Raw genomic sequence first — 14457 nt, forward strand, 5'->3', positions numbered from 1 at the left:
TTCCTCCTTAGCTCAGCCGGTAGAGCATGCGGCTGTTAACCGCAGGGTCGTTGGTTCGAGTCCAACAGGGGGAGCCATTTGATGAAGGAACTACTTTTTGTAGTTCCTTTTTCGTTTATTTAGTAATACGAAAACTTAGATGCGATAAAAAAGAAGCGTTCGATGAGAAAACTCTCGGACGCTTTTTTTATACGATTGAGGAAGATGAAGCGGCCATTCGCTCCAATTATCCGGCCTTATTCCTCTTTGTTAACACAATCATATAGATGTTGATAGAGCTGATCAGACACCAGGCCCTTGATGTTGTTTGACCTAGCGACAAAAAAGAATTCTAAAGACATCTCTGGATCGTGGGGATACAGTACCTTTGTATTCGGAAAATGCAGCAACGAAAGTGCATGTTCCCCCAAAAAGCAGACACCGATATCCTGTGCGCATTGGTGCATTGCCGTGAAGGGAGAAAAGGTTCGGATTACTTTTGAGAAGGTCAATCCCCTTTTTGCCATACGTTTCAAAAATTTATCATATGTATTGAATAGGCGTTCGCTTATTATAATAGTTTGCCCTTTTAGGAGTGTCAGGTCAGGAGGGTTACTTTTGGTAATCGGCTGTTGTGCGCTGACGATCAATGCAAGATATTCCTTATAAAAAGGACGAATATACCATTTCCCAGAATTGACCAAATCGCTCACGATCGCAGCGTCGTAACTCCTTTTTTCCAAACCAGAAATCCATTCGTCTTCATCAACTTCTGTGTAGGAAATCGGCCGTCCGGCAAATTGATTCGGCAACCGGTTTGTGAAGATCGCACTTGCGCCATTTGGAACAGAGATTTGAATATCTTGAGATTCGGAATACTGTTTCAAATGATTTTGAGTTGTATCGATCAAATCAAGAATCTGATGTCCCTGTTGCAGAAGATATGTCCCCGCATCCGTCAATGTAACGCCTGAGTGTGAGCGTATAAATAATGTACACTGCAATTCATTTTCCAGGCTATTTATGGCTTTGCTAAGTCCCTGCTGAGAGATAAATAGCCTAGAGGCCGTTTTTGACATATTCATATCTTTACAGATTTCAAGAAAATAATAAAGCCATTTAAGTGTCAAAATTAGATCCTCCCCCATAAAGATATATATAAGTTTACAGTATTTGTATCGTATCACAAAATAATTGCCTGTGTCAAATGCAAGCCGCTATGACCATTGGCAATAATAGACAAAATGACACTGCTATTTTTCTGTATAAAACAAGACTTTGCATGGATCAAGGTATAGAATGAAGGATATGTAAAGATTTATCAACATGCATCCCATTGAAGGCCAGCCGGGGGATTTTTCAGGAAATTTGGAAACCGGAAATGGAATTTTAGGTGTATGAAAGAGTATATGTATTATTTAAAAGCGCGACAATATTATCAGAGTGAAATTACTTTTTAAATATTGGGGATAAATTATTTTTAAGAAAAAATATTCGCGAGACAGTGAGAGAAGCATGTGGCTCTCAGAAAGGAAGAAAAAATACATAGAAAGACTTAGCGAAAATGTCCTATTCCCAATACATTCCATATTTTTATTAGTCCAATTGAAAAACATAACATTATAGAAGAAATTGTACAAATCTTTACGATAGCGGAATAGAAGCATGAAAAGGCAAGGAATCGTTTGAAAGATTCATAATGAAGAAAGAACTTCGATGGAACAAGGGGGATTTTTTTGACTTCCAAGTTGTTAGAGAATATAAAGATAAGATTTATACAATTTATACAATATCATTGTTTGAATAATCTTGTCATTTTTGTTACCAAGTGGAAGTTGTAATTAAAATTCCTATTTGTAATAAATTTAGAAGCCAGTTCAAGAGCTTTTAAAAGAAAATTCCTAATTGAAACAAATTATAAGGATATGATTGCTATAAAACAGATGAAATTGTACTATAGAAATCACATGTTTTATATAATATAGATAAAAAGAAACTGCTTGTTTTATATTCCACAATTTTGTGTCCAGAAGCAACAAATAACAATTGTTTTACAAATTTTTGGAATACTTCTATAATGAAAGAAACTTTGTAACGACAAACACCGAGGCCGCTCAGTTGTGTGAATTTTTAACTGCGGTTTGTTGAGATCAAAACAAGAATCAGTCATTAGGCAGGCTTTATGATGCTGTTTAGGTGTCAAAAGCTTTTGTCTAGTGATGTTTTGTTTTGATCTAATTTCACACATCGGGTGAGATGGGAAAGGAGGAAATGGATTCAGAGAGTATGCGTTTGTTCCAAAGTGACATAAGAAGGTAAATTTTTTGAAAAGAGAAGGAATGTTATTCAAGCGCATCATGGGCGGCGTATTGAGCCTGACCATGACGCTTTCCATGGTAACAAGTACCATGGGGACAGCATTCGCGGCTGAAAAGAGTGAAGAAGACGGCTACCAAATCTATCCGCAGGTGCATTACGCGGGTTACGGTACGGATACCCTGTCGCTCTTGGATGGCGTCAATGTGGTCTTGGAAGATGATTTGGATTCTTACACGGTATCCAAGGCGGAAACCGTATTGGAGGAGCACGGCATAGATGCCACCTTCTCCGAAGTGGCTTCCGAGGATCAGGTAAATCTCTTCGTGGGCGTACATAACGACGAAGGCGAAGACGATGCCTATCTGGATGGAAAATACGATGCCAGCAATTCGGTTGACCAGATTGATGGCTATGTATTGTCCGTCAATAGTGCAGACCAGACCATCGCTATCACGGGTGCGACAAGCGACGCCGCATTCTATGGCCTGGTAACGCTGGACCAGATTTTGAACCAGGCGGACGGCGAGGTCCGCGATCTGTTGATTGAAGACTATGCGAGCATTGCGTTCCGCGGCTTCATCGAAGGCTTTTATGGCACGTGGAGCCATGAAAACCGTAAGAGCATCATGGAGTACTGCGGACAGTTCAAGATGAACTCCTATCTCTACGGCCCCAAGAATGATCCGTATCACAGAGGGCAGTGGAAAGATCCCTATCCGGATGACAAGCTGGCGGAGCTCCAGGAGCTGGTTGAACTGGGCCGTGAGACCAAGGTGCAGTTCGTCTGGGCAGCCCATCCGGGCGGGAGCATTGACCTGGGATCGGAAGAAGACCTCCAGGCGCTGCTTGACAAATTTGACCAGCTGTATAGCATCGGCGTGCGTCAGTTCGGCTTGTTCTTCGACGATTCTTCGACGGATTTCACAAACCTGGCCACATTTGCAGCCGGTGTTCAAGCGTATATTGAAGAGAAGGGCGACGTGAAGCCGTTGATCTTCTGCCCGCAGGTCTACCGGAAAGACGACGGGACGACCGGCACGCAGAATCATCTGAAGATGTTGGACGAAGCGCTTCCTGAGGATGTACAAATTATGTGGACGGGCGACTGGGTTGTTTCGCAGGTTGACCAGGGGATGATCGACTGGTTCTGTGAATATGCCAACCGCCCGGTGTATGTCTGGTGGAACTATCCGGTAAACGATCTGGGCCGCGCAGGTTACGCCCATATGGGGCCGTCCAATGGCCTGTATCCGGATGTGGAAAACATCTCCGGTTTGGTTTCTAACCCGATGAACCAGGCACAGATTTCCAAGGTTTCCCTGTTTAGCGTAGCGGACTATACCTGGAATACCCACGATTATGATTCCGACGCCAGCTGGCAGGCATCTTTTGATTGGGTGATCCCGGATGATCCGGAAGCGGCAGAGGCACTGCGGATCTTCTCCCAGAATTCCACTTACGGCTGGAATCCGTTTAATGCACCGGAATCGGCCTATATTCTGGAGGATATGGAAGCCTTTGAGCAGGCGTATGCGAACGGCGAGGATTGCACGGAATCCGGTGAAATCCTTGTGGATCGCTTCCAGGAGCTTGCCGATGCGGTGGAAACGCTCAAGGCTTATGAGGGGACAAACGGGATTTCAGAAGAGCTCAGACCCTGGCTGGACAAGATGGGCAATATTGCAGTAGCTGCACGGGATACCGTACAGGGCCTGATGGATTTGGATCTGGTTCCCCTCGACAATCCGGATGCAATTGCCATGGCGCAGCAAGCGTTGACAGACCTGCGTGCGCAATACCAGAGCGCAACCGGAACAAACAGCAAGGTTGCCGCATCGAAAGAGATCATGCCGTTTATCGAGAACATCCAGTATCTGCTGGAATGCAGAATCCAGTTGGCCCAGGGAGAGGAACCTGTGCCGCGTGGATTCGGCAGTTTCGCCATCAATTACGCTCCCATGCTCGACGGCAGCCTCTCTACGGCAACGGGCACCGATAAATTCAGCCCGGCCGCAAAGGGCGCGTATTTTGGCGTCAACCTGGGGCAGATGACGGACATTACGGACGTCGTCATTACGATGGATGGCACGCATTATTTCAAGAAGGGCCTGTTGGAATGGTCTGCCGACGGCAAAACTTGGAATGAGATCGGCGAATACGACACGAATATTGTCTCGGTTGAAGGATTGGAGATCCAGGCGCAGTATCTGCGCTATACCGCTACGGACGAGTTTGTGGACGAATTTACCGGTTCGCCCAACCGTTGGATCAATATCAAGGAATTTGCGATCAACAAGTTGAGCGAACAGCCTGACACCAGTAAAAACCTTGCGCTGCACAAGCCAGTGACGGTTTCGACCGATAAGCCGGGCTTCACCCCTGCAGACGCTATGACGGACGGCGATATGAGCACTCGTTGGGGCGCGTCTTCTGGCGCATACGATCCTGTGCAGTATGCGATCGTTGACCTGGGTGAGGTATACGACATCGCAAGCTTTACGTCCTATTTCTATGGCGAAACCTCCCGCGCGTACTTGTATAAAATTTACACAAGCATCGACGGCAATAGCTACGAGCTTTGTGTCGATCGGAGCAATAACACCACGCGCGGCAAGGTGGAAGACGAAGCTCCTGAAGGGACACAGGCACGCTATGTCAAGATGGAAGTCAGCCAGTCCAATCCGCAGGGATATAACGCATCCCTCTATGAGTTTGAGGTGTATGCGCCGGAGGATAAGACGGTCAACTTGGCTCTGAACTGCAACGCGTCTGCTTCGGCCGACAACTATGGCAACACGCCGGAGAAGGCGTTCGATGGGAGAGTCGCCAAGGATTCCCGCTGGGCGCATGAAAATGGCGGCGTCGGCGATTGGCTCCAGGCGGATCTCGGAAAGGTCTGCAAGATCGATTCGGTAAAGATCTTCTGGGAAGGCATCACCAACTATCAGGTGGGCTATAAGGTGCAGCTGTCAAACGACGGCAGCGAATGGACCGACGTAGCGACTGTCCCGATCGCTGAGCACGAAGAGACAAAGGAACTGGTATTCGACCAGCAGCAGGAAGCACGCTATGTGCGTGTGCTGTGCACCGAGCACACCGGTTATCCCTCCGTCTCGATCTATGAACTGGAAGTTTATGGACCGGACCCGGATGAGGAGCCGGTAGATGAGGACGTCAACCTGGCGCTCGGACGTTTTGCAACAGCTTCTAACGACAACTATGGCAATACGCCGGATAAGGCGGTCGACGGAAAGGTTGGCAAGAGTAACCGCTGGGCCGTTGAAGGCGGCGGCGTTGGCGATTGGCTCCAGGTGGATCTCCGGCAGGTCTGCAAGATCAATTCTGTGAAGATCTTCTGGGAAGGCTTCGGTTCCATTGATGTGGGCTACAAGGTACAGCTCTCCAACGACGGCAAGCAGTGGACCGATGCGGCGACTGTCCCGATCAGCGAACATGAAGCGACCAAGACGATTACGTTTGAAGAGCAGCAGGAAGCGCGCTATGTGCGTATCCTGTGCACCGAACACAGCGGTTATCCCTCTGTTTCGATTTATGAGCTTGAGGTTTATGGGCCGAAGCCGGAGCCTTTGCCCGGTGATTACCACCTGGATCCTGCCAACTTTGCATTTGGAAAGACGATGACAGTGTCCGGTGAAGAAATCAGCAAAGGCAACGTAGCGGCCAATATGACGGACGGCGACCTGGAAACCCGTTGGGCAGCGGCAGACGGCAGCTACCCGCAGTGGGCGATGATTGACCTCGGAAAAGAAGAGGAAATCTCCCAGATTGATACGCTGTTCTATGGCACAGAGGAGAGAGCTTATCAGTACACGATTTCCACCAGCACGGACGGCGACACATTTACGCCGTGCATCGACCGCAGCGAAAATGCGGATAGCCAGTGGGTCACGGATGTGGTTCCGGAAGGGACAACAGCCCGGTATGTCCAGTACACCGTCACCGGCCTGACGGGTGTCAGCAGCGGAAACGCCTCCATCTACGAGGTGCGCATTTGGGCGCCGGATGTCTCCAATATCAATAAGGCGGAGAACCGCTTTGCCGAGGCATCCCAGACCACGCCGGAGAGCAGCGCCGACTATGCGGTGGACGGCGACCTCTCCACCTATTGGGCGAGCGGAAACGTTGAGGATACTGCTTCTCTGGAAGTTACGCTTCCCGCAGCAGTCCCGTTCAACCGTCTGAAGCTTCAGTGGAACAACACGGACGCACGTGTGGATTTCCATATTGAGCTTTCCGACAATGGCACGGATTGGAAGTCGATCTATTCTGTAGGCGAACGTGAGATGCAAGCGGAAGAGGAGTTCATCCTGGACGAACAGTATACGTCCAAGTATGTCAAATTGGTGATTGACGCCGTAGAAGGCGGAAATGGCGTAGAACTCTGCGAGTTTGGCCTGTATCAGGACCTGGACTTCGTCGGCAAGATTGACCAGGCGAAGAACCTTCTGAGCTCCATCGAATTGACGGACGAGGATACCAAGCTGGAGATCCCGGAGATGCCGGAAGGCGTTGAAGTGACCTATGGCGGTACCGATTATGAGCAAGTTATCGATGCGAACCGCAATATCCTCAAGCCGTTGGTGGATACCGACGTGATGGTTGAGTACAAACTCGTCAGCGCAACCAACCCGGATGAAACCATTCTGTATGAAGTACCTATGACGGTCCCCGGCCAGTACGACGCGGCTCTCTCGCAGAATGCAAAGCCGAAGGTGCTGCCAGAGCTGCAGCAGTGGTTTGGCCACACGGGTGACTTTGAAATCACCGAAAACAGCCGCATCCTGCTCGATCCTGCATTGGATGAATCGTACAAGGATATGGCGGACCGCTTTGCGGAGGACTATCTGGATATCACCGGCAACCCCATCCAGGTGGAAATCGGCCAAGATTCAGCCGCCGGTGATTTCTACTTCAAGCCGAGCGATATCGAGCTGGAAAAAGAGACCTATGACATGGAGATCGGCGATGCCGTCACCATCCGTATGAGCACGGAGACAGCGGCCTTCTGGTCGACACGTTCCATTCTTCAGATCCTCAAGCAGACTGGCACAACGATCCCGAAGGGCCTGGTGCGCGATTATCCGAAGTACAAGGTCCGTGGGTTCATGTTCGACGTGGCCCGTAAGCCTGTCTCGATGGATTACCTGGAGATGTGGGTCAAGCAGATGTCCTGGTACAAGATGAACGACCTGAACCTGCATCTGTCGGACAACTCGTTTGACTGCACGTATGCCGGATTCCGTTTGGAATCGGACGTACCGGGCTTGTCCAGCACAGATCTCCATTACAAGAAGGATGAATTCCGGAACTTCCTGTTGGATTCCAAGGCGCAGGGCGTGAATATTGTGCCGGAATTTGACACCCCCGGACATTCCCTGGCGTTTGTTTGGGCGCGCCCAGACCTGGGACGCGACGGGCCGAACAGTAGTTACCTGGATGTCAGTAACCCAGAAACAATTGAATTTATCAAGTCCGTATGGGCAGAATACATGCAAGAGGAGGATCCGGTCTTCCTGGAGGATACCGTAGTCAATATTGGTACCGACGAGTACAAGGGTTCTAATCAGGAAGGCAAGGAAGCGTTCCGGAAATATCAGGACGACCTGTTGCGCTTCATTCGCGACGAAATGAACCATACGCCGCGGCTCTGGGGCTCTCAGACGGAGAACGACGGCGTGACGCCGATCACGGCGGAGAACGTACAGATGTACATGTGGTACGTCGGCTACGCGGATGCCCAGGAGATGTACGACAAGGGCTATCAGATGATCAACATCAACGATGGCGATGTCTATATCGTACCTGGCGCGGGCTATTATTGGGACTATCTGTCTAAGAGCCATATCCTCAATACGTACGACCCGACCAAGATCTATGGCGGCAAACTGGTCGTTCCGGCGGGCGATCCGCAGATGCTCGGCGGTTCCTATGCACTCTGGAACGATAAGACCGGTGGATCGGATAATGGCACCACGGATGTTGAGCTGTTTGACCGTATGTTTGACATTCTCCCAACCTTTGGCGAGAAGCTGTGGAGCAGCTGCGAAGACTATGATGTGGCGGCGATCGACGCTTTGACGGAAGAAGTGCTGTATGCGCCGAACACCAACCCGACTTATGAAGTCGAGAGCAATACGCAGACGGTCCTGCGCTATGACTTCGAAGACGGCGTAGAAACACGCGATTCCTCTGCAAACGCATACAACCTGCTGGGCGAAGGCGTGAACGTATCCTATACGGACGGCCGCGACGGCAAAGCACTGACGTTGGCAGGCGGCGAGAGCTATGTAGAGACGCCGATTTCGGATGCGCGCATCAATACCACGCTGGACTTCTGGGTCAAGCGCGATGCCGATAGCGACGACAGCGAACAGATCCTGTTCGAGTCCCCGATCGGTGCGATCAAGGCCGTACAGAAAGAGACAGGAAAGTTTGGTTTCTCGCGCGACTTCCGTGACTATTCGTTTGACTACACATTGCCCAAGGGCGAGTGGGTACATATTACGATGGTCATGGAATTCACAAAAACCACCCTGTATGTCAATGGAGAAAAGGTTCATACCTTGGAGAATACGGCGACCGGCGGAAACCAGTGGGCGTCTTTGATCACCCCGCTGAACCGGATTGGCAGCACGACGGCAGCCTTTAAGGGCCAGATTGACGATGTGGCATTCTACACCTATGCATCAGCTGCTGATCAGCTGAATGCACTGCCGGTTGACCTGCTGGATGCAGCGACAGGCGTCACCGTCCATGGCGATAGCGGCGTTTTGCCGGCAGACAGCGAACTGTTTGTCGAAGACTTGTCCTCCGGGGCAGCCGTGGACGCACTGAAGAATTCCCTCGCAGGAACGCAGGAGCGCTTCAAGGCGTATGCCGTGGATGTACAGTCCGGCGGCGCAACAGTAACACCCAATGGCGTCGCAACGATTTCCGCACCGGTTCCGGCCCAGCTGAATCCGGATACCCTGCGTGTTGTCGAAGTATCCAATGACGGCGTGATCCGGAATGTGGATTGCACCGTGAAGAACGGCGTTGTTGTATGGCAGAGCGACCACTTCAATGCAGACAGCGCCTTTGCAGTGGTGGGAACCGTGGCATCTAGTTCCGTGGTAATCACCTATAACAGCAAAGACGTCACGCTGAAAGTGAATGGCGAGCCGCAGAAGATTGCCGACCTGCTCGGAAAATACGTCATAGAAGACATGACGGATGATATGCAGGTAGAGTTGACGTTTGAACCGCGCAGAGAGGGCGAGCAGTTCCGTGCTGTGACGGTCAACGGCAAGACCGAAAATATCACCGGAAGCTCCTACACGTACACTGTGACGGCAAAAGACGTGGGAACCGAAAGCGATTTCCTGTTTGATGTCACAAACAAGACGATTCTGGAGCAGCTTTATGCATACGCCAAGACTTATGTCGATGATGGCACAGTGGATAAGCTGATCCCGAGCGTAAAAGAAGCGTTCATGAAGGCTTACGATGCTGCTGGAAAGATTATCGAAGACCCGGCGGCAACGCAGGCAGAGATCGACCAGGCGTGGAGCGACTTGCTGGATGTCATCCATTATTTGGACTTCCAGCCGGGCGATAAGAGCGCCTTGCAAGACCTGTACGATATTTTGAAGAACTTGTCCGAGAGCGATTATACCAGCACAAGCTGGGCGCCGTTCGCGGAAGCCCTGCAACAAGCAGCGGATGTCCTGGCGGACAACGAAGCGCTGGAAAACGACATCACCGCGGCATATGATGCCCTGCTGAATGCGGCTCAGGCCCTGGTAAAAGTTGCGGACCGCACTTCCTTGGATGCTGCGCTTGCAAAAGCAGAGACCGTGGCAAAAGATATCGAGGCTGGAAAGTACTTGCCGGATGGCCAGGAAGAATTCCAAACCGCTTATGCAGCGGCAAAAGCTTTGGATCAGAATGCCACGCAGTCTGCGATTGACGAAGCAGCCCAGGCATTGGTGAAAGCCATGCTGAACCTGCGGAAGATCCCGTCGAGAGAAGAATTGAAAGCATATATTGCAGAAATGGAACGCGTAGACCTGGACGCTTATACAGCGAGCAGTGCCGCAACGTTCCGGAGTGCGCTGGCTGCGGCAAAGGCGGTAGCAGCGGACGAAGAAGCGGATGGACAGATGCTGGCGACAGCGTTCTATCAGCTGCAAGATGCTGAACAGGGCCTGGAAAAGGCGGAGACACCCGCTCCGAATCCTGGAAACGGATCGAAGGGTAGCACTTCCCAGAATTCCTCCAACGCATACGGCGCGGCAGGCGTAGTCTCTGCAGGCCAGAGCGTTGCAGCAGCCGGCGCATATGTGCGCAGCGATACGACCGTAAACTTTACGATGAAGCGTGGGCAGGCATACTGCTTTAAGATGACAGTTTGCAACGGTGATAACACCATGGTCCCGAGCTTTACCGTGGGAGACGGCAGCGTGTTTAAGACGCAGTTCGTTGCACGGATTGGAAACGATTTCTACTATCGCATTTGGGCGGTGGGCGAGAGTGGCCAGTCCTCTGGCATCTATACCACCCTGCCGAATGGCGCACCGCAGAAGCACTGTGTGGTGACCATCGGAGCGTAAGCAATTTTCCTTAGATGCGGAATCAGGCAACAGCCTGGCCGCTACTAGGCAACTATTTGTGTTCCTTTTCTAAATCGTCGCCGTCCGGGCAACCTCACCCCGGATGGCGGACGGGAATCCATAAGCGTTTTTTCTTCTTCCTTCCAAAATATAAAAGGAGCCCGGCTTGTGCCGGGCTCCTTCCTTATATTTAAAGAAAACCACGTGATAGTCGCGTGGTTCAAAAGAAGGCTCGTGCCGATGATATAGAAAGAAAAACTCCTTCTGAATAAGTTTGCGGTCTGGAAACTGTAAGAAACAACAGAAGGAGGACATTCAAAAATAAATGACAAGCCGAGTTTCGCACATACAACATGGAATTGCAACCATCACATCGGATTGTCTATCGTAATTTAAACAAATCAGGCCCATGGATTTATCAAAACGGGAAAATCATGTTTCATATGAGCTTGCCTCATGATGAAGTGTGTGATCTGATCGCCATGGCATCCGCGTTGAAGGATAGGAGGAACGTATTCTACAAAGAAAAAAGCGAGAAGTCAGATGGACTCCCTTGGGATTAAAAGGAGGCAACCATTCGAAAACCCTTTGCAGAACAGGGGAAGTACGGCATGGCATAAGGCCAATGAAAGGGAAAGGAATATGAACACCTTTGGAAGGGCAGACGGTAATGGGAATCCCTCTTCAAAGGCTGCAAAAAATAACGGCAAATAAGTCTCCCCGCCTGGACATAGCTACCGGCCAGCGCCTTACGGCGCTGGCCGGTAGCTATGGGCTTTTAGCCCTGTGTAAACCACACATTCGACAGGTGGTTTTGATGGTCTATCATAAATATGGATTTCAAGCGGTTGGAGTGATCGGTCCTGTTTCCTCAGTGGAATCCCCTATGTACTCTCCCTCAGCGGAAGCCACCGGGCCGCCGCCAATCTGCATGGTGGGCCCTGTCACGGTGACGGTGCAGCTCACAGATTGGCCCGTTGGAGTAGTAGCCGAAATTACTGTATCGCCAGCACTCATACCCAATACGAAGCCACCTTGGTCAACGGATGCAACCGCCGGGTTGCTGGAGCGCCAAGTCAAGGTTGGAACTGCCTGGCCGGTTGTAGAAGAGACATTTAAAATAATGGCAGTACCTGTGGAAAGGTTTGCAAAAATACGGTTCATAGAAAGGCCCGCAGCGACCGAAGTACCGGAACTCCCCTGCGCATATGCGTTCACCGCGTCCGCTAAACTTTTAGCCATGGTGTTGATATTGCTCTTAATCCATGTGACGTCCTGCGCGTTATCGTGGAAAGCAGTTTCAATCAATGCATGGGGCATCGTAGGCAGGTACATCTCCATCAGCGCGTCGTTGTAGGCGAGCTTGATGTTGGATTTGTCTGGATAATTAAAATTCGATTGCAAAACTTTTGCAAAACGTAGGCTTTCCGAGCTCTTTGTATAATAGTAAATACGCGTGCCGCGGGTATTGCCGTTGGCGGCGTTGGAGTGGATCGCCAAATAGAGGTCGCATCCGGTATTTTTGGCTTCGTTCGCACGGTTGGTCAGGAAAGCTTTTTGGGTGGAAGAGGACCCCGTTTGCGCACCTGGCAGGACGTAGTCAATGCCGTAACTCTGCAAGTAGGGGATCATAGCGGTGGCAACCTGCCGCATATAGTATTCCTCGCTGCCGCTGCCGTCGCAATAGGGATTCCAAGGCTGGGCAGACGGGCTTAGGTAGACCTTAAAGCGGCCGTTGGGACCATCGTATTGCTGGGTTGCGATGGTACGCTCCTGTGTAGGCTCTGCTGCCGCGGCCGCAGCGCTGCACAAAGATGCGGAAAACAGGCAGACGGTCAGGCCCAGGGCAACTGCGGAAACAAGTTTTTTCAGTATTCGGTTCATCTTTCTTTCGCTCCATCCTCTCTTTAACACATCGGGTTGTTGAACAGTTCCAATTATATTACAAAAATTCTTTCAATACAACAGAAATTTTGTGATTATGTAAAGCAATTGCATTTCCAACGCCAATCAGGTATACTGTAAAAAAATGGATTTTCAGACGGTTTTTTCCGAAGAAAACCGGTCTGTATTTTTGAGAATGGTGGGATGAATGATGATCGGTATTATTGGTGCAATGGCGATTGAAGTAGAAGAAATTCTTGCAAAACTGGAACATCCACAGACGGAAACCATCAGTGGAATGGACTTTGTGCGCGGCGCCATCCAAGGGGTAGAGTGCGTTGTAGCGCGCTGTAATGTTGGGAAGGTCAATGCGGCGATCTGTGCGCAGACGATGATCCTGCGCTATGCGCCCAGCCGGATTATCAACAGCGGCGTTGCCGGCGGAATCGGCGCGGATGTCAAGATCGGGGACCTGGTCCTAGCGGACGGTGCCATTCAGCACGATGTGGATACCACCCAGATCGGCGACCAGATTGGCATGGTATCCGGAATCAACTTGGTTGTCATCCCCACCTCCTCTGAAATGAATCGGGTGCTTGCCGAGGCTGCGAGACGCTGCGCGTACCAGGGAAACGTCCACATTGGGCGGATCGCCTCCGGGGACCAATTTATCAGCAGTGCAGAAAAACTTCATTGGATCGCCTCCACCTTTGGGGCGGTTGCCTGTGAGATGGAGAGCGGAAGTATTGCGCAGGTGTGCTATATCAATGGAACCAAATACACAGCGGTGCGCTGTATTTCCGACAATGCGGATAGCAACGCGGGCGTGGACTATGAGCAATTTTCCACCTTTGCCGCGCATCAGACAACCGAATTGCTTTGCACGGCGCTGCCAATGTTGGAAAATATATAGGAATCGAGCAAGCAGAAATCCCCTACCCATAAAACAAAAGAAACGGACCAGATCTTTCAAAAGATTTCAAAAGATTACAAAAAGTGACAGGGAAAAGGAGGCGGCAGGATATGAAGGTCATCGACATTTCGCGGGAGCTATTTTCTACACCGGTTTATCCGGGGGACCCGGAGCCTCGCCGTGAACTGGTGCGGCGCATGGAGCTGGGGGATTCATACAATCTCTCCGGGTTCTATACCGGGTGCCATTCTGCCACCCACGTGGATGCCCCCCGCCATTTTATCAACGACGGAAAGACGGTGGACGAGCTGGACCTGTCCCGGTTTATGGGGCGCTGCACAGTTGTGTCAGCACACGGGATTGTCACGGGGGCCGACATCGACCGTATCATGCCCTATTGCGAAAAGATCCTATTGTTCAAGGGCGGAGGGGAGGCTTACCTCTCCACAAGCGCTGCATTTGCCTTAGCTGCCGCCGGCGTGACGTTGGTTGGGACGGATGCCTGGAGCATCGGCGCGCCGCATGAGGAGGCGGGGCCGCATGTTGAACTCCTGGGTGCAGATATTCCCATTTTGGAGGGGTTGTGCCTGTCCCATGTGAAGGAGGGTACCTATACGTTGGTGGCGTTCCCACTCTACTTGAAGGGGGCGGAAGCCTCCCCTCTCCGGGCAGTGTTGTTGGCGGAAGACGGCGAAGCGGATTAAATTTTGAAAATCAAACGGCGCGGCTCTGCTAAAAGCAGGGCCGCGC

At 50.8% G+C, this 14457-nt stretch carries 5 protein-coding genes and 1 tRNA gene; 4 read left to right on the forward strand and 2 right to left on the reverse strand.

What is annotated here, in order from left to right; translation table 11 throughout:
• Window position 1: 1 nt before the first annotated feature.
• Window positions 2-77 (forward strand) — tRNA-Asn (locus B5F54_RS10640).
• Window positions 78-236: 159 nt separating this feature from the next.
• On the opposite strand, the gene B5F54_RS10645 is transcribed toward B5F54_RS10640, so the two are convergent.
• Entirely contained in the window at window positions 237-1109 is an 873-nt protein-coding gene (locus B5F54_RS10645; protein ID WP_172749693.1) for a LysR family transcriptional regulator, read from the reverse strand.
• A 1194-nt stretch (window positions 1110-2303) separates the two neighbouring features.
• Here B5F54_RS10645 and B5F54_RS10650 point away from each other — a divergent pair.
• A complete protein-coding gene (locus B5F54_RS10650; protein WP_140400362.1) occupies window positions 2304-10910 on the forward strand; it encodes a discoidin domain-containing protein in 8607 nt (2868 codons plus the stop codon).
• Between the two features lie 840 nt (window positions 10911-11750).
• On the opposite strand, the gene B5F54_RS10655 is transcribed toward B5F54_RS10650, so the two are convergent.
• Window positions 11751-12794, reverse strand: a complete 1044-nt coding sequence (locus tag B5F54_RS10655; RefSeq protein WP_087234019.1) for an N-acetylmuramoyl-L-alanine amidase — start codon at window positions 12792-12794, stop codon at window positions 11751-11753.
• 208 nt (window positions 12795-13002) lie between these two features.
• Here B5F54_RS10655 and B5F54_RS10660 point away from each other — a divergent pair, with 208 nt between their 5' ends.
• Together B5F54_RS10660 and B5F54_RS10665 are read left to right on the forward strand one after the other, a co-directional pair.
• Window positions 13003-13707, forward strand: a complete 705-nt coding sequence (locus B5F54_RS10660) for a 5'-methylthioadenosine/adenosylhomocysteine nucleosidase (protein WP_242969682.1) — start codon at window positions 13003-13005, stop codon at window positions 13705-13707.
• Between the two features lie 110 nt (window positions 13708-13817).
• On the forward strand, window positions 13818-14411 hold the full coding sequence (locus B5F54_RS10665) for a cyclase family protein (protein ID WP_087234023.1): 594 nt from the start codon (window positions 13818-13820) through the stop codon (window positions 14409-14411).
• Window positions 14412-14457 lie beyond the last annotated feature (46 nt).

The sequence above is a fragment of the Anaeromassilibacillus sp. An250 genome (genome assembly GCF_002159845.1).
Taxonomy (GTDB): Bacteria; Bacillota; Clostridia; order Oscillospirales; family Acutalibacteraceae; genus Anaeromassilibacillus; species Anaeromassilibacillus stercoravium.